Origin of the sequence: Mycobacterium sp. E796 (genome assembly GCF_001672815.1) — a bacterium.
GTDB lineage: Bacteria > Actinomycetota > Actinomycetes > Mycobacteriales > Mycobacteriaceae > Mycobacterium.
In genome coordinates this window covers 76,472-93,894 of sequence record NZ_LZKK01000325.1, presented here as the reverse complement: position 1 = coordinate 93,894, position 17,423 = coordinate 76,472, and the positions used below count along the sequence as shown (strand labels likewise).

General features: G+C 63.5%; 12 protein-coding genes. 1 reads left to right on the top strand and 11 read right to left on the bottom strand.

The features are described from left to right. Positions 1-25: 25 nt before the first annotated feature. The 7 genes from A5706_RS26255 to A5706_RS32620 all read right to left on the bottom strand — a co-directional run bounded on the left by A5706_RS26255 (position 26) and on the right by A5706_RS32620 (position 10,113). Positions 26-1,282, bottom strand: a complete 1,257-nt coding sequence (locus A5706_RS26255; RefSeq protein ID WP_068137539.1) for a CaiB/BaiF CoA-transferase family protein — start codon at positions 1,280-1,282, stop codon at positions 26-28. After that, on the bottom strand, positions 1,279-3,645 hold the full coding sequence (locus tag A5706_RS26250) for a CoA transferase (protein ID WP_082964639.1): 2,367 nt from the start codon (positions 3,643-3,645) through the stop codon (positions 1,279-1,281). Before A5706_RS26250 ends, A5706_RS26255 begins: the two co-directional genes overlap by 4 nt. A 108-nt stretch (positions 3,646-3,753) precedes the next feature. Continuing rightward, positions 3,754-4,965, bottom strand: a complete 1,212-nt coding sequence (locus A5706_RS26245) for an acyl-CoA dehydrogenase family protein (RefSeq protein ID WP_068137531.1) — start codon at positions 4,963-4,965, stop codon at positions 3,754-3,756. A 145-nt stretch (positions 4,966-5,110) separates the two neighbouring features. Then, a complete protein-coding gene (locus tag A5706_RS26240) occupies positions 5,111-6,907 on the bottom strand; it encodes an acyl-CoA dehydrogenase (RefSeq protein ID WP_068137528.1) in 1,797 nt (598 codons plus the stop codon). Between the two features lie 23 nt (positions 6,908-6,930). Next, the gene (locus A5706_RS26235) at positions 6,931-8,394 is read right to left on the bottom strand and encodes an aldehyde dehydrogenase family protein (RefSeq protein WP_369831960.1); all 1,464 of its coding nucleotides are present in this window, start codon (positions 8,392-8,394) and stop codon (positions 6,931-6,933) included. A gap of 94 nt (positions 8,395-8,488) precedes the next feature. Next, positions 8,489-9,658, bottom strand: coding sequence for a hypothetical protein (locus A5706_RS26230; RefSeq protein WP_068137521.1), 1,170 nt, complete (start codon positions 9,656-9,658; stop codon positions 8,489-8,491). Positions 9,659-9,660: 2 nt separating this feature from the next. Then, positions 9,661-10,113 (bottom strand): Zn-ribbon domain-containing OB-fold protein, encoded by a 453-nt coding sequence (locus A5706_RS32620; RefSeq protein WP_197517986.1) that lies wholly within the window; start codon positions 10,111-10,113, stop codon positions 9,661-9,663. A gap of 101 nt (positions 10,114-10,214) precedes the next feature. Between A5706_RS32620 and A5706_RS26220 the strand changes: the two genes are divergently transcribed. Next, positions 10,215-11,804, top strand: coding sequence for a class I adenylate-forming enzyme family protein (locus A5706_RS26220; RefSeq protein WP_082964637.1), 1,590 nt, complete (start codon positions 10,215-10,217; stop codon positions 11,802-11,804). 30 nt (positions 11,805-11,834) lie between these two features. Here A5706_RS26220 and A5706_RS26215 read toward each other — a convergent pair whose 3' ends face one another. The 4 genes from A5706_RS26215 to A5706_RS26200 all read right to left on the bottom strand — a co-directional run bounded on the left by A5706_RS26215 (position 11,835) and on the right by A5706_RS26200 (position 17,319). Then, positions 11,835-12,467, bottom strand: a complete 633-nt coding sequence (locus A5706_RS26215; protein ID WP_082964636.1) for a TetR/AcrR family transcriptional regulator — start codon at positions 12,465-12,467, stop codon at positions 11,835-11,837. A gap of 136 nt (positions 12,468-12,603) precedes the next feature. Beyond that, positions 12,604-13,461 carry a mycofactocin-coupled SDR family oxidoreductase gene (locus A5706_RS26210; RefSeq protein ID WP_068137508.1) on the bottom strand — a complete coding sequence of 286 codons (858 nt, stop codon included), beginning with the start codon at positions 13,459-13,461 and terminating at the stop codon, positions 12,604-12,606. Between the two features lie 58 nt (positions 13,462-13,519). After that, positions 13,520-16,120 (bottom strand): CaiB/BaiF CoA-transferase family protein, encoded by a 2,601-nt coding sequence (locus A5706_RS26205; RefSeq protein ID WP_082964673.1) that lies wholly within the window; start codon positions 16,118-16,120, stop codon positions 13,520-13,522. Further along, positions 16,117-17,319: an amidohydrolase family protein gene (locus A5706_RS26200; protein ID WP_068137504.1), complete on the bottom strand. Its 1,203-nt coding sequence runs from the start codon at positions 17,317-17,319 to the stop codon at positions 16,117-16,119. The genes A5706_RS26205 and A5706_RS26200 overlap by 4 nt, the downstream gene beginning before the upstream one ends. Between the last annotated feature and the right edge of the window lie 104 nt (positions 17,320-17,423).

Here is a 17,423-nt window from a genome sequence, read left to right as displayed (position 1 = left end):
CTGCGGCGGTTCGTTGTCGTATCGGCTAGACCGTCGAGACGCTGTCTGACGTCGCCGCGTGAACAACCCCAGCGGAGGCCAACTCCGCGATCTCTCCGTCCGAAAGTCCGTGCTCGCGCAGGACTTCCACCGTGTCGGCTCCAGTGGCCGCCGGCACGCGTCGCACCGGCTGGGTGAAGCCTGAGAAACGTATGGGGCTGCCGATGGCCCGAACCTCGCCAACGCCAGGCATTTCGTAGCGTGCGATGAGCTCGTTGGCGTCGAGTTGCGGATGCGTCCAGAGCTGGTCGAATTCGAGCACTGGTCCGTAGGGGATCTCGCCGGCCAACAACTCCGTCCACTGGGCTTCGGTGCGCTGGCGGATCACGTCCTGCACGGCGGCGATCGTGGCCACTCGGTGCTCGCAACGCGCGGCGTTGGTCGTGAACCGCTCGTCCTGCGCAAGCGCAGGCATCCCGGCCAGCTCGGCGAAGCGCGCCCAGTGCCAGTCGCTGTAGATGCAAAGCATCACGCGTCGGTCGTCGCGCGTGGTGAACGCCTCGGCGGGCACGATCTGACCGTGCGCCGTTCCGAGCAGGGGGGGATTCTGCTGGGTGAACTGGAATTCGGTTTCGCGCATGGTGAGAAGGCCGACCGCGGTCGAGAACAGCGAGGCGTCGACTCGCTGGCCGACGCCCGTGCGCATCCGGTCATACAGCGCGGTGACCACCCCGAAGGCGGCAAGGCGGCCGGACACGACGTCGGTGATCGCGGCGCCGACTTTCGCGGGCCCGCCCTCCGGTGAGCCGGTGATCCCGACGACGCCGCCTGCCGCCTGAGCGATCGGATCCATCGCCAGCCAGTCGCGCATGGGGCCGGTCTGTCCAAAGCCGGTGATGGACGCGTAGATCAATCTCGGGTTGAGGGCCCGCAGAGTGTCGTAATCCAGGCCGTGGCGCTCCCAGGTCCCGGGCCGGGCGTTCTCCATCACCACGTCAGCGGTGCTGGCCAGCTTCTGAATGAGCTCGCGACCGCGCGGATCGCGATAGTTGATACTCACGAAGCGCTTGTTGCGCTGGCAGGCGAGGAAGAAAGTGCTCCAGCCGCCCGGGAACGTCACGCCCATCCCGCGCTGCGGCTCGCCCGCCGGCGGCTCGATCTTGAGGATGTCGGCGCCTAAGTCACCGAGCACCATCGATGCGACCGGCCCCGCCGCCCAATGGGTGAGGTCTACGACCTTGATGTCGCTGAGGGGGCCGGGCCGCTCGCGGGTGGTGTCAGCTGATGCAGGTGACTCGATCATGCGGTCTCCTTGATGGCCAGGCTGAACGGGTCCAGTCCGTCGAAGGCTCCGGATTGGGTCAACTCAGCGATCTCGTCGTCATCAAGCCCGAGCTCGCCGAGCACCTCGAGGGTGTGCTCACCGAGATCGGGCGCGCGCGTGGTCACCGCGGTTATCGGCGGCCGGGCATGCAGCGGCGAGCCATATACCGGAACGAAGCCAATCAGATGATGGTCGAGCTCGACCACTACGTCGCGTTCGCGAGCATGAGGGTCGATCATCAGCTCTTCGACGCCATAAGCCGGCGCCGCGGCGATCCCGGCCGCCTGCAGTTGCTCGGTGGCCGCGTCGGCGGACCGCGTCTGCGTCCATGCGGAGATGAGCTCATTGATGTCACCAGCAATCTCGCGCCGGCTTGCCGCGTCGGTGCAGCCCGCGATCTCGGCGGGCGCCTGCATGATCGCGGCCAGCGCAGCCCACTCCCGTTCGTCGCGCACGGCGATGCTGATCCACGCGTCGTCGCCTTGGCTTTGGTACATGCCGTGCGGGAAATGGACGCGGTGGCCATTGCCGATGGGACTGAGGTCGGTGCCGTCGAGCTGCCGGGCGGCGAACAACGGCGCGATGGTCGCGGTGTGGACCTCGATCATCGACAAGTCGATGACTGTGCCCACGCTGCGCGTGCGGGCCCGATGCAAAGCGGCGAGCATTGCCACCGCTCCGAAGGAGGCAACGGTGATGTCACCGAGGTTGAGCGCGACCATCCCGAGCGGTGGTTCGCCCGGATAGCCCGCGAGTACGTCGAGCCCACCGATCGACGTGCTCTGGGGCGCGTAGCCGGGCAACGCCGCGTCGGGACCTTCCTGGCCTGCCATGCTGACCCGAAGTACGACGAGTCCAGGGCGAATCCGCTGGAGCTCGTCCATCGGGAGCCCAAGACGCTCAAGCGAACCCGCGCCGATGTTCTCGACCACCACGTCGGCGCCCGCGACCAGCTTTGTCAACACCGATCGACCCGCGGCGGAGCGCAGATCTAGTTGAACGCTGCGCTTGCCGCGGTTGACAGCATTGAAGTGCGGCATCATGTTTGGCGTCGCGCCGGCGTCACCTGACTCGACATCCTCGATCAGGGGGAGGCCCTGACGGGACGCGTCCAGATGGGTTCGGGACTCGACCTTGATCACGTCGGCCCCCATGTCGGCCAGGAACTGAGCGGCCATCGGCCCGCTCATCACCCAGCTGAGGTCGACAACACGCAGACCGGCGAGCGGCAAGCCTGGCCCGCGGGACGTGCTCGCGGTTAGTCGCGGGGCAGATGCGCGCGAACCGTCGCCCGATGCCGGGCGGTCCTGGAAGGGTAGGCCGGGCATGTCGATCTTGCGTCCGCCGACCGTCACCGAGCGCAGGAATCCGCGCTGCCGGAACTGCTTCGACTTGCGCAGGTCCTCGATAGTCTCCAAAGGTCCGAGCGGGATGCCCCGCTGCACACTCATCGCGCGCAGCTCGTCCTTGGTGTAGTTCGCCAGCCACCCGGAGACGAGCTCGTCGAGCTCGTCGGCATACAGCTCACCGTTGCGGCGGCGGTCGGCGAACCGCGGGTCCTTCGACCATGCCGGTTGGCCCATCGCGTCGAGCAGGCGCTTCCACTGGTGGCCGGCGAGGAACGCCAAGCAGACACGACCGTCCGCGCACGGCAGCGCAGTGAACGGGTAGGGGTTGGGCTTACGGTGCCCCGCACGCCGGGGCACCTGGCCGGAGAACAACGACAGGCTGTACAGCCCAGTCATATGGCTAGTGGCGAGCGCCTCGTACTCGGCGACGTCAATCTGGGCGCACCCGCCGCCGAGAAGCGCACCCAGCGCACCGGCAAGTCCCGAGAGCGCCGCCTGGAACGCGGCGAGCAGGAACGGCGGGACGAGCGGCTCACGCCCGGGTTCGCCGACGTAGACAGCGGGACCGCCGAAAGCGCACACGTTGAGCTCGTCGCCGCGGTATGCCGCGTAGGGCCCCGTAGTGCCGAACGGCGTGATCAACAGCTGCACGCCCTCGTAGGGAACTCCGCCGCGACTGCTCGAGAACGGTTCGCCCGCACCGGTTTCGGCCGAAGTCAGCAGGATGTCGGCGTCCGCAAGCAGCGAGCCAAAGTCCGCCGAATCATCGCCGGTGACGGTGATCACCCGCTTCTCCCGATCCCAGGCGACGCTCATCGCGCGCTCGTCAACGAGCGGATGCGCGCCGCTGATCGAGGCGTCGGCGGTGAGGGCAGATTCCACACGCAGCACATCGGCGCCCATCGACGCGCAGATCGAAGCGGCAATCCTGATCGACGCCCGGCCGGCTAGCTCAACTACCCGCACTCCTTCGAGCAGGCTCGGGATCACCACGCTAGGACCCGTCCTCTCCGCACATATCGTGCGAGCCTAGCAGACCGACTGGACGGTCGAAAAACAAGCCTTGTCACACCGCGGGACGGGCGAGTGCACGGTCGCGCGTCAGCTCGCGGGTGCGTATCTGGCGAGCTCGCGGCGGGCGATCGTTGCGTTGTGCACCTCGTCCGGCCCGTCGGCCAGGCGCAGGGACCGGACCAGCGCGTACATTGCCGCCAGCGGGAAGTCGCCGCATAGGCCGCCCGCGCCGTGCACCTGGATTGCTCGGTCGATCACTCTGGCCGCGATCCGCGGCACGGCGACTTTGATGGCGGCGATCTCCGTCCTGGCGTTGCGGTTACCGACGGTGTCGATCAGCCAGGCGGTCTTTAACGTCAGCAGTCGCGCCATCTCGATGTCCGTACGTGATTGCGCAATCCAGTCCATGATGTTCGCCCGCGAGGCGACCGGTGCGCCAAATGTTTCCCGCTGGGAGGCCCGCCGGCACATCAGCTCCAACGCACGCTCGGCGGCGCCCAGTGCCCGCATGCAGTGGTGGATGCGGCCCGGTCCGAGCCGCGCCTGAGCGATGGCGAAGCCCGCACCCTCCTCGGCGATGATGTTTTCCACCGGGACTCGCACGTCGTCGAAGACGACCTCGCAGTGACTTTCCTGGTCGGCGTAGCCGAACACGGTCAGGTTTCGCAGCACCGTCACCCCTGGCGTGTCACGCGGGACCAGAAGCATGCTTTGTTGGCGGTGCGTAGGAGCGTCGGGGTCGGTCTTTCCCATCACGATGAACACGCGGCAATGCGGATGCATCGCGTTGGTGATCCACCATTTTCGTCCGTTGAGGATGTACTCCTCGCCTTGGCGCTCGATGCGCATGCGAATATTCGTGGCGTCCGAAGATGCGACGTCGGGCTCGGTCATTGCGAATGCAGAGCGAATCTCGCCGTCTAGCAGTGGCCGAAGCCAGCGTTCCTTCTGTTCGGCCGAGCCGAACTGCGTGAGCAGTTCCATGTTGCCGGTATCCGGCGCCGAGCAGTTGCACGCCTCGGACCCAATGGCGCTGCGGCCCATGATCTCTGCCAGCGGGGCGTACTCGGTGTAGGACAGCCCTGGGCCGTACTCGGGGTCGGGGTGGAACAGATTCCACAGTCCCCGCTTGCGCGCTTCGGCCTTCAGATCCTCCATGACCGCGGGTTGCGTGTGCGGCTGGCCGCCAGCCTCGAGTTGACGCGCATAGGTCTCCTCGGCCGGATAGACACGCTCGTTCATGAACCGCGTTAGCCCCTCAACAAAGGCGGCGCAACGGCCGCTCACATCAAAGTCCATTGGAACCTCGCATTTCCCGAGAAGCCTCGCCAGGTTGGCATGCAAGCGCTTGCAGCAGCCAGTATCAGGGGCGACCGACCGATCGGTCGGTGATCATGGTTGTGTGCGGGATTGGCGTCGCACCGCCGTACCCACAACCCTGCCGTCAGAACCATTGCGGACGCATGTCCACGGTTGTGCGGTCAAGCGCCGCCAAAAGGTCCAGTTGCGGGCCGGTTCGCGGCAATTCGTAGGAGAAGAAGTAGCGGGCCGCCTGGCGTTTGCCCTCGTAGAAGTCGCCCTCGTGCTCACCGGCGGCCATGAACTGCTCCAGCCACATCCATGCGACGACCAGGTGACCGACCGCCTCAAGATATATGACGCTGTTGGCCATGGCCGCCTCGCGATCTGCGGACCCTGATATCGATGCCGTGACGCGCAGAACGCGCTGCAATACGGCGTCGAGCTGTAGCGCCAGGACCGCATTTTCGCGACCCAGCGCGGTCGCTGCATCGACGGTTGTTGCGATGGCGTTCCCCAACTCGGTCAAACTGGCGCCGCCATGCTGAGTCACCTTGCGACCCAGGAGATCCAGGCTCTGGATCCCCACCGTCCCTTCGTGAATGGGGTTGAGTCGGTTGTCCCGGTAGTGCTGCTCGACATCATATTCGCGGGTGTAGCCATAGCCGCCGTGGACTTGGATGGCTAGATCGTTGGCTTCTAGACACCATCGTGATGGCCAACTCTTGGCGATCGGCGTCAGGACGTCGAGCAAGAGCGCCGCCGACTCGCGTTCGCCCTCAGACTCGCTCGCCTGCTCGATGTCGATGAGCCGCGCGCTATAAAGCGCCAGCGCCAATCCGCCTTCGACATAAGCCTTCTGGGCCAGCAGCATTCGTTTGACGTCGGCGTGTTCGATGATGGGCACCTGGGGTGACGAGGGATCTTTGGCGGTTATCGGTCTGCCCTGTTCGCGTTCTCGCGCGTACTTCACCGATTTCAGAAATCCGGTGTAACCGAGGGCGACCGCGGCAGTGCCCACGCCGAGGCGAGCCTCGTTCATCATGTGGAACATGTAGAAGAGTCCGCGGTTAGCTTGGCCTATCAGATATCCGATCGCGCCAGGACATCCGCCGGGACGATAGATGCCGTCCCCGAAATTCAGCACGGTGTTGGTGATGCCGCGCTGACCCATCTTGTGGTTCAGGCCGGCGATGGCGACATCGTTACGTTCGGCGATAACACCGCCCGTGGCGACCAAGAACTTCGGCACGATAAACAGGGAGATCCCCTTGGTGCCCGGGGGCGCTCCTCGTATCCGCGCCAGCACCAGGTTCACGATGTTCTCGGTCAATTCGTGTTCGGCCCCCGAGATCCACATCTTGGAGCCGTACAGGCGATAGGTGCCGTCATCCTGGGGTTCCGCCCGGGTCTGGACATCAGCGAGGGAAGAGCCAGCCTGCGTCTCCGACAGCGCCATCGTGCCGCTGAAGCGGCCGGCGATCATCGGCTCGACCCAGGTGTCGCGCTGGTCTTGACTTCCGAACTTGGCCAACAGGTTTGCATTCGCGTTGGTGAGCATGAGGTAGCCATAAGTACTCACGTTTGCCGCCGCCAGCCAGGCGCAGCTCGCCTGGGCGATCGTGGCGGGCAGCTGCAAGCCGCCGTGCTCGTGGTCCATGCCCATCCCGATTAGACCCGCGGCGGCGGCGGCGGCGAGCGCGTCCTTGACGTCGTCGATCACGGTCACCCTCGTACCGTCGAAGGTCGGCTCTGCGGCGTCGCTTTTCTTGTTGTGTGGCGCGAAATACCGTTCGGCGAGGTCCGCGCTGAGATCGAGGACCGCGGACATGGTCTCGCGGGAATGGTCTTTGAATCGCGGTCGCTTCACCAGGTGCTGCACACCGAGCCACTCGAACAACAGGAAATCTAGGTCGCGGCGCGACAGCAGGGTGGACTTCATTTACCTATGCTCCGCTACGCGAATCAACCAACCGGGTAATGCATGGTCTTGATTTCCAGGTACTCATCGGCGCCGGCGGCCCCGTGTTCGCGACCGATGCCCGATTGCTTGTAGCCGCCGAACGGTGCGGGCCCGATCGGGCCACCGAAGCTCTGGTCACCACCGTTGACGTGGATGTAGCCGGCCCTCAGGGCCCCGGCCACCTGGAAGGCCTTTATCGAGTCGCCGCTCCAAACCGAGCCGCCCAGGCCGAACGGTGTGTCGTTCGCGATCGCAATGGCCTCGTCTGGGCCTTCGAAGGGAATCATCACACCCACCGGGCCGAATATCTCCTCTCTGGCAATCCGCATGTCGTTCGTCACGTCGCTGAACAGGGTCGGTTCAACGAAGAACCCGCGATCCAGATGTGGGGGACGGCCACCCCCGGCGACGAGGTTCGCCCCTTCGTCGAGACCGGATCGGATATAGCCCAGGACCCGATCGCGTTGGGTTGCGTTGATTAGCGGTCCCATTTCCGATTCCGGATCCGCCGGGTCGCCCACCTTGATCGCTTGGATGGCGGCGCTGACCCGCTCTTTGACGGCGTCGTAGACGGGCCGCTCGACTAGCAGGCGGGTCTGCAGCACGCAGCCTTGTCCGGCGTGCACGGTGAACCCCATCACCAGCGACATCAGCATCATCGGATTGTCGATATCCGCGTCCGCGAAGACGATGTTGGGTGATTTTCCGCCGAGTTCGAGTACGACACGCTTGAGGGTGCCCGCGGCCTGGCGCATCACTTCCCGACCGACGGTATTTGAGCCCGTGAATGACATGACGGCAACCTGTGGGTGCTCGGTGAGCGCGCGTGCTTCCTCGATACCGCCGGTCACTACGTTGAAGACGCCGGGCGGGATGCCGGCCTCTGCCGCCGCATCTGCCAGTATCAGCGCCGAAAAAGGAGTGTAGGGAGACGGTTTCAACACCATGGTGTTGCCGGTGGCCAAGATCGGACCGATCTTCCACATGTTCAACAGGATCGGATAGTTGAACGGGGTGATGGCCCCGACGACGCCCGCCGGCTCCTTGCGAACCAGGGCTTGGCCCATTCCGGTCAATCCCACAGTCGGCGGGAGGGCGTCGTCGAATTTCAGCTCCGCCGCCTTGTCGGCCCAAAAGTAGGCAAAGCGGATGGCCTCCTCGACTTGACTTACCTTGCCGGCCATTCCAGCGCACCCGATCTCGTTCTCGAGAAGGAAGACCAGATCCTCACGGCGCGCGGCAACGGCATCGGCGAAACGATGCAGAGCCGCGGACCGTTCTTTCGGCGACATCTTCGGCCAGACACCACGGCCATCCTCGAACGCCCGATAGGCGGCGTCCACGGCTCGGTTGACATCGTCGACGGACGATTCGTGCACCTCGCCGATGGGAAGTTCGGTTGCCGGATTGATGATCGTGGTGATGTGCCCGCTGCCCTTATCCCATTCGCCGTTCACGTAGGCCACTCCCGGGCTCAGCGACACTATTGCCATATCACACTTCCGATTCTCCGTAGTGACTAACCAGTTCAGTCGCCACGATCTGCCGTGGCCCGAGTCGTCAACACGCCTGCAGGACCATGGCGCTCGTCGGCAAAGCGGGGCCGGAAGTCACGAGCATGGTGCTGGTATCGGGGATTTGATTGACCGAATGGCCCCGGATCTGGCGGACCGCTTCGACTATCCCATTGAAACCATGCAGATAGCCCTCGCCAATCTGGCCTCCGTTTGGATTTATGGGATGCGCACCGCCTGGCGACGTGTGGCCCTCGGCAATAAAGTCAATCCCTTCCCCACGTCCACAGAATCCGAGCGCCTCGAGCGACATCGGGATGAGCGGACTGAAGGAGTCATAGATGATCGCGGCGTCGAAGTCCTTGGCGTTCATGCCGGTATGCCGATAGAGATTCTTGGCCACGACGTCCAGATCCGGCACCCCGCCGATGTCAGGCGCGTAATAGTTCTGCATCAGCGTCGACTGGTGCGCCATTCCCCTGACCGCGCCGCGAATCTTAACGGGTACCGCCTTCAGGTCACGCGCACGCGCCGCGGTCGTCACCACGAACGCCGCACCGCCATCGCTTTCCAGGCAGCAATCATTCACCCGCAGAACGGGTTCGGCCACCCACTTGGACTCCTGGTGGTCCTCGACCGTCAAGGGCCTTCCGAAGAAACGAGCCGCTGGATTGGTTTCCGCCCACTTGCGAGCCGATACCACGACATGCGCAAGATCGGCGTTGCTCTTGCCGTAGTCGTGAAGATAGCGATGAAACGTCGGCGCCTCCCACCACGCCGGCGTGATCGAGCCGTAGGTGAAGACTTGGCGCAACACAGCCTGTGTCGTGCCCGCGTCCGAGTCAGAGATCCCCTGCCCGAATCGACGTCCCGAACGCAGGTTCTCCGCGCGATAGATCACAACGACCTCGGCCAATCCCGTCCTCACCGCGAGCGCAGCGTCCTGAAATGTCATGCAGGCACCGCCGCCGCCGGCCAACGTGATCGAAAACCAATTCAGCTCAGGCAACCCGAGTAGCTGGGCGAGCAGGAACGGCGAGGTGGGATCGGCCTCGTACGTCACCAGCCCGTCGACATCCCGCGTCGCCAGTCCTGCGTCGTCAAGGGCCATCCCGATCGCCCGCATCGCCAAGGTTGACGACGACACCCCGGAATCCGTCGACATCTCGGTGATACCTACTCCGGCGATCACCGCCTCCGTGTCTGAGTTCGTCATGGCTACCGTTCTGTCCGGACCGGGGCGAAAACCGGAACCATCACACCGGAATCGGCTGGCGCGAACTGCACCTCGACGCGCATGCCGAAATCGACCGCCGCAGGATCGATGCCTACGAGCCGGGAAAAGTATCGCACCCCTTCGTCGAGTTCGATTACGACGAACACCAGGTCGTCGTCGATGAGTGCGGCGCTGGGTCGTCGCGGTATCGCATACGTAAAGACAAATCCACGCCCCGCAGTCGGCACCACATCGAATTCTGTTGCGCCGCAGGCGTAGCAAGCGAAAGCTGGAAGGCTCCACCACGTCTGACAACATCGACATCGCTGAAACGCCAATTGTCCGTCACCCGTGGCATCGAAGAAGAATTGGTTGATGTCATCGACACCCGGACCGATGAACTTCAAAGGCTTGCCCACCACGTGGGTGCGGGCGGACTCAGAGCGAGTCGTCACGCGCCCCTCCTCATCCGGTAGCACGGCGTAGACGTTAATACAAGTTTTGTATACGCGTCAATGATCAGGGAGCATCATGAAGAACGTCGGCTAGGCCGTGGATGCGACAGGCACGCCTTCGGCGCGCCTTCGGCAGGCCTGGTCGCGACGGAAGGAGTGGCATGTCAATCAGCCTTGACGATTCGGGCGACGACGCTCTGTCAATTCCAGTCTGGCTGCGCGGGTTGACCGCTTCATTTGGGCCGAAGACCTGCGTGGTCGCAGAATCTGAATCGTTGTCGTTCGCTGAAGTCGATCGCCGCTCGGATGCCCTCGCGCGGGGTTTACTTGCGCGAGGCATCGGCAAGGGCACTCGTGTCGGACTGTTGTTTGGCAACGGAACCGACTGGGTGGTGTGGTGGGCGGCCACCGAAAAGATTGGCGCATTGTGTATTCCGTTGAGTACGTTCAGTCGGTCCGCCGAGCTCGCCCGGGTGGTGTGCCACGCCGACCTACATCTGCTCGCGGCAAGCCGTTCGTTCCTGGATCGCGACTTCGTCAAACTCGTCGCCGAGGCGTTCCCCGGCCTGTCGTCGGCACCGAGTCCGTGGCTGGCGCTGACCGAAGCGCCCTACCTGCGCACGGTTGTCTTCGACGGCCCGGGGCCGGGATGGTCACGCGACGTCGACTGGATCGTCAGCGGCGGACTGGACGACCGTTGGCGGCAGATCCTCGATCAAGCACAACACGAGGTTCATCCCGATGACGAAGCGCTCTGCATCTACACGTCAGGACAGAGTGCCGACCCGAAAGGAGCGCTGTTCACCCACCGCGCGATCATCGAGAAGACCTACTACCTGCGAGACATGTTCGGGTTCACCGAGACGACGGTGACCGACGTGACGCTGCCGTTCTTCTGGGTCGGTGGACTCGTCATGGCGCTCTTCCCGACGATGGCCGTCGGTGGAATGACACGCTGTACTCAGCGGTCGACGTTAGGCTCCAACGCCGTGATCCGTGACCGCGCAACCGGATCCGCATCCTCGGCGACCGCACTGCCCGGAATGCAGCTGGTGCCCTCGCTGGGAATGACCGAAACCTTCGGAATGTATTCCTGGGGCACCGAGCTTCCTTCGGGACCGTATTCGATCGCCGCACCACTCGACGTATTTCAGCCCGGATTTGAGGTGCGCCTCTGTGAAGATCAGAAAAGCTACGACGATGGGCGGGGGGCGGGCGAGCTCCTGGTTCGTGGCCCGACGCTGACCACACGGTTGCACAAAGTGTCCCGCCGTGCCGTGTTCGACGCCGACGGGTTCTATCGCACCGGCGATCTCGCAGTCCGCGATGACACTGGACGGTTGAGATTCGTCGGGCGAACGAACGACATCATCAAGACCTCCGGCGCCAACGTGTCGCCTGTCGAGGTCGAGCGCGAAATGAATATCATCGAAGGCGTCGAGATAGCCCACGTCGTCGGCCTGCCCGATGCTGATCGCGGTCAACTGGTGGCGGCGGCAGTGGTACCTGTCGCTGGCGCGCACCTCACCGAGGAGTCGATCAAAGATGTTTTACGGGATCGACTTTCGCCGTTCAAGGTACCAAGGGTCGTGGTGTTCCTCGAATCCCCGGCCGACGTCCCGATGACACCGTCTTCGAAGGTTCGTAAACGAGACCTCGTCGAGCTGATCGAATCCCTGCGCCCGGAGTAACCGCCAGACGCACCGGTATCGCGCCACACCCTATAGTGGCGACACCACGAATTCGCGGATGAAATCGCGCGCGATGAACGGATAATCGCTCTCCGAATCGCGGCCGGTGGGTAACAGTGCGAACCCGGCCACGCATCGGGCGACCCACTCCACCGCCCGATGGATGTCTCTGCTTCGGTCGATCTCGCCAGACTTTTGCGCGAGTGCCATTCGAGGAGCCAAAGCCTCTGCCAGCACGTCGATGATGACGGCCGACTCCTCGGCATGAATACGAAAGTACAATGCGTTGGGATTGTCCACCGACCGCATCGTCGAACACCAAACCGTCAGCGCAGCAGCTACATTCCCCAAACTGTCTGGGAGGTCCTTGCCCTCGGCCAGTGCGTCTTCGAAATCACGACGCATCATATCCACGGCTTTACTGCGGACAGCCTGATGCAACTCTTCGCTGGTCGGGAAGTTCTTATACAGGGTCGCACGCGACATCCCGGCGATGCGCCCGACGTCTTCCATGGTGGTCTTGTCCCAGCCGATGGTCACATAGCATCGTCGAGCTGCATCGATAATGCGCTCCCTGCGCGGCGCGTCGTCCGAAACCTGCGCTGCGTGAGACGTGAACACCTTGAACCGAGGGCCGAACGTGGCATCCTGTTGCGTGGTCATCGACCGCCCCCGACCGGGCTACCCTGCCACACGGGACTACCGCCGTTCACAAACAGCCAGCGTAACAGCACCGGGGAGCTGCACCGAGGACCCAAGATAGCCAGGTCCGAGTTCAGTGTCGATTTCCCGCACCGACTCACGGGAAGGTGTAATCGTGCAACTTGATCCACGCGCCGAGATCGACTCGCATCTGTGTGCCGGTCACCGCGCGCGATTCGTCAGATATGAGGTACACCACCGCGTGTGCAACGTCCGAGACGTCCACCCACGGGTCCGGAAACAGGTTCAGCGCTGGAAAAGCCGGGAGCGCATCCTCGAGCGTCGGCGACTCCAAATCGGGCCGGAAAGATTTGTAGAGCGGTTCATTGCGCATGATCGCCGTATCCACCGACGTCGGGTGCACCGCGTTCGCGCGGATTCGGCGCGGCGCGACGGCAAGAGCGAGTTCGTGGGTGTACGCAGCGAGCAGGCGCTTCGAGGCGACATAGCCCAGACCGCCGGCCCCGCCGTTGGGATCGGCTTTCAGAGCCGACGTGAACGCTGCATAAGATCCTGTGATCACGATCGACGAGCCGTCCTTCAGGAACGGATAGGCGGCACTGACCGTGTTGAGCACACCCACCAAGTTGACATCGACGGTGTCGTTGAACGCCGTCGGGTCCGTGTTCCCCACGGCCATGATGCCGGCTTGTGCCACAACGCCATCCAAGCCTCCGAACAAGTCAACACCCTCGCGCAAGGCATCGGCGACGACCTTCTTGTCGCGCACGTCACCTTTGACGAGGTGGTGCTTTCCGCCCGCCTCGCTGATGAGGTCCCTGGTTTCGTCCAGCTCCGCCTCGGACGCCATCGGATAGGGCACTGTCGGGATGTTCTCGGCGATGTCGATACCGATGATATTCGCGCCCTCTTCGGCCAGACGAACGGCATGTGCGCGTCCTTGGCCGCGCGCCACACCGGTGATGAAGACGACCTTGTCCTGTACCCGTCCCATGTCAATCTCCTCTTTCGGTGGGGTGTGCATTCAGTTCTCTGACCCGCGCGGGATGCGCCTAGAAGACACCAGTCCGCAACAACTCTTCGACCTCCGCCGCCGTCAGACCGAGCTGCTCTGGATAAAAGCTGAGGTTGTCCTCGCCGTAATTGGGACCGGATCGACCGACGAAACCACCTATGTAGGAGGGGGTTTCGCTGAAGGCAACCGGTAGCGTTCTGACCGGCCAAGTGCCGATCTCGGACTGTGGAACTTCTTCCAGCCACCCCAAGTGAGCGAGTTGTGGGTCGTTTTCGCAACGATCCTGTGCCGTTTGACAGACCCCCGCCGGGAACCGGCGGCTCGCCAGCGTGTGCATGAGCTCGTAACCGTCACACTCGGCCGTGCACGCGGCCACGATCGCATCAAGTTCGTCGTGATGTGCCAGTCGGTCGGCGAGTGTGGCGAACCGCGCATCGGCCCCGAGTTCCGGTCTGTCCAGTGCGTCGATCAACGTCGCCCAATGGTCGTCGGTGAAGGACGACAATGCGATCCAGCGGTCCGCGCCGCGGGTCGGATAGATGCCGTGCGGAGCAGCGGGCTTGTACGGCGAGCGGTTACCTGTGCGCTCATATACCCGTCCGTTGACACTGTGGTCGAGTACCGCGGTGCCGGTCAGATAGATGCCGATTTCGATCTGGGAGGCGTCGATGTGGCAGCCGAGTCCGGTCCGCTGCTTTCGGAACAGTGCCGCCAGCATCGCTGTGGCCATGTTGTAGGCGCCGAACCAGTCGAGGTAGGAGTAGCCGATGCCGGCGGGTGGGAAAGGTGCAGGCATGCCGGACATTTCGCTATTACCGGCGAATGCGGCCGCCGTCGGCCCATAAGTCCGCATGCCCGTGTAGCAGCCGTGTTCACCGGTGCCGGACTGCTGAACATAGATGATCTCGGGGTTGATCTCTTTCAACCTCTCGTATCCGAACCCCATGCGCTCCATGGTGCCCGGCGAGAATCCCTCGATCACCATGTCGGCGTCGGCTATCAGGCGCTCGAGAATCTGCTTGCCCTCGTCTGATTTCAGGTTCAGGCTCACGCCGAGCTTGCCCGCATTGATCTCCATGAACGCGCCGGACTTGTTCGGTCCACGGTCCCCGGACGGTACGGCAATCGGCCCCTGCGCCTTATCACGCTCGGCGCGTCCACCTTCAGGGGCGAAGCCGGCACCGAACCGCATTGTGTCCCAACGGCTGGAGTGTTCGACCTTAACTACTTCCGCACCATGCGCCGCAAGGAACCGCCCGGCACCGGCGCTGGCTAGCAGCCAGGACAAGTCGACGACGCGAACCCCGGCCAACGCGAATGGCTTCCCCCGTGGCGACACCTCGGCGGCCGCGCGGTGGGCCACGTGGTCAGCGCGAAACTCGGGTGCGCTCCGGGCGGCAATCTCCCCGAATACCTCGGCTGTGTGCTCACCGAGCAACGGTGGCCGCTTGTCCGACTGCCACGGCACCTCCGGGCAGTACCACCGCGCCCCGGTATACGTGTAGCTCTCGCGTAGCTCGGGATGCTCGACGACCTTGAAAGCCTCTCGCGCACTGAAGTGCGGATCGGTGACATTCTCGTGCGGCGAGCGGATTGGCGCCCAGGGCATCCCGACCTGTTGCGCTTCCTGCCAGATCTCCCGACTGGCGAGGAACCGGCCGATGAGCTTGTCGGTGACGTCGCCGATGTGCTGGGCGACGACGGGTTGGGCGCGGTAGGCGTCGTCGAGGTATTTCGGATCATCCAGATCCGCCTGCATCCCGTGTCGCGCCAGCATATCCACCAAAGCTTTGAAGAGGGCACTGCCACCCGGCAGGTAGGTCCGGTAGGGCAGCAGCCAACGCCCGTCCTTGGTCAATGCAAGCGCCGGGACGGCCGCCATCGGCATCGAATGCCGACATGTCTGCCGCAGATTTGTGAGGCGCTGGTACACCCAGTTCGGAACGTCGGTTTCGGTGTTCTTGCTGACCGAATCATGGATCGACGCCGAAAGGTATTGTCCGCGCCCCGAACGCTGCCGATAGATCAACGCCGTAATGATTGCGATCGACGTCGTCTCGCCGGCGATGCAGTACGCCTGCCACATCTGGGGCGCAATCGGGGGCGTGTCGTAGTGCCCTGATGGCTCGGGATCGTAGCCACAGTTCATGGCCACGCCGCCCAGCGCGAGATGAACGAGGTCGCTGCCCGGATAGTCGGCCCACGGGCCGTCGTCACCGAACGGCGATATCCGGCAGTAGATCAGTCCGGGCGCGTCGGCACGCAATGCCTCCTGGTCGACGCCACGGGTACGCATGTAGTCCAGCGTTCGGGTGTGCACGAAGACGTCGGCGTGGGAGACCAAGTCCCGGAATCGTGCCTGATCCCGTGCGTCGTCGAGATCGAGGACCACGCTTCGCTTGCCGATGTTGGAGTGCCAAAAGTGGAGGCTCTGTTCGGGATTCTCGAAATCATCTTTGAACGGTCCGTAGGTCCGGGTGATCTCGCCGTCCGGCGGTTCGACCTTGATCACGTTCGCGCCGAGCCCAGCAAGCAGCTTGCCCACATATTCGCCGGTCTCGTCGGCAAGCTCGACTACGGTGACGCCGGCGAGGAAGCCCTCGCTTCGTGCAGCGCCGGCTTGGCTATCAGATGTCACTTCCACCCTGACCGGGGAAAGCAGAACAGCTGCCTGGCATTATCTTCGGCGATTTTGCGTGCATCGCCATCCGCTACCGAGACAAGAACCTCTTGGGCACGCTTGCGCGAATTCGGCCAGCTGGAATCCGAATGCGGATAGTCCACTTCGAGCAGCAGCCGGTCGACGCCGATTGCGTCGCGGTTCTCCAGTCCGAACTCGTCGTCGATGAAGCAGCCGTAGAAGTGCTTCTTGAAGAGATCGGACGGCCGGGTGTCCTTGTCGATCTTCTGGTACCAGCGATGCCGGTCCCACACGTAGTCCGTGCGCTCGAGGATGTAGGGAATCCATCCGATACCGCCCTCGGCCAGGGAGATCTTCAGGTTGGGATGACGTTGCAATGCACCGGACAGCAGCAGATCGACGGTGGTCCACATCAGATTGGTGCCGAAGAGCGTAATAGCCACCGCGAACGGAATGTCCTCCTGCTCGCTGTGCTGGTCGTATTGATCTTGGTCGTCGGTCGTCACCCCGCTCGCACCAAAGCTGTATCCCGGCATGTAAGTCGAAGTGCCGAAGTGCATGCTCAGCGGCATGTCCGTGGCCTCCGCAACACTCCACAATGGGTCCCAGTACCGGGAGTGCAGGGACGGCATGCCCAGGGGGACCGGGCTTTCCGGGAAACTGATCGTGCGGGCGCCTTTTGCAGCTGTCCGTTCCACCTCGGCGACAGCCAGGTCGACATCCCACGTCGGCACCATGACGACCGGAACATAGCGGTCCGGCGCTGATGCGCACCATTCATCGAGAGAGAAGTCGTTCCAGGCGCGTATGCATTCGAGTGCTAGCGCTTTGTCCTTGGCTTTGTGAAAAGTCGAACCGGAGAAGCCGGGGAACGAAGGGAAGCACAAAGCGGCCTGCACACCGTCCAGATCCATGTCTTTGGCGCGTTCCACCGGGTCGTAACAGCCCGGAATCATGTCCTGGAACTTCATGGGCTCGAGCCCGTATTCCTCGTATGGCCGGCCCGCCACGGCGTTCAGGCCGACCTGCGCGTGCAGTTCGCCCTCGAAGGCCCAGAGGTGGTGGCCTTGCTCGTCCTCGACGATCCGCGGCCCGTCCTCCAGGTATTTGGATGGCAAGCGATCTTGCCACACCCGGGGGTGCTCGATCAGGTGATCATCGACCGACACGATCTGTACATCGTCTTGCAAAGGCACCGTATGCTCCTAAGCGGTAGACATGCAGACAGATTCTGTATTCGTGTCTACCACTGGGCTCCAACCATGTCAACAGTGCACCGAGCATCACCGCGCCGGTAGAC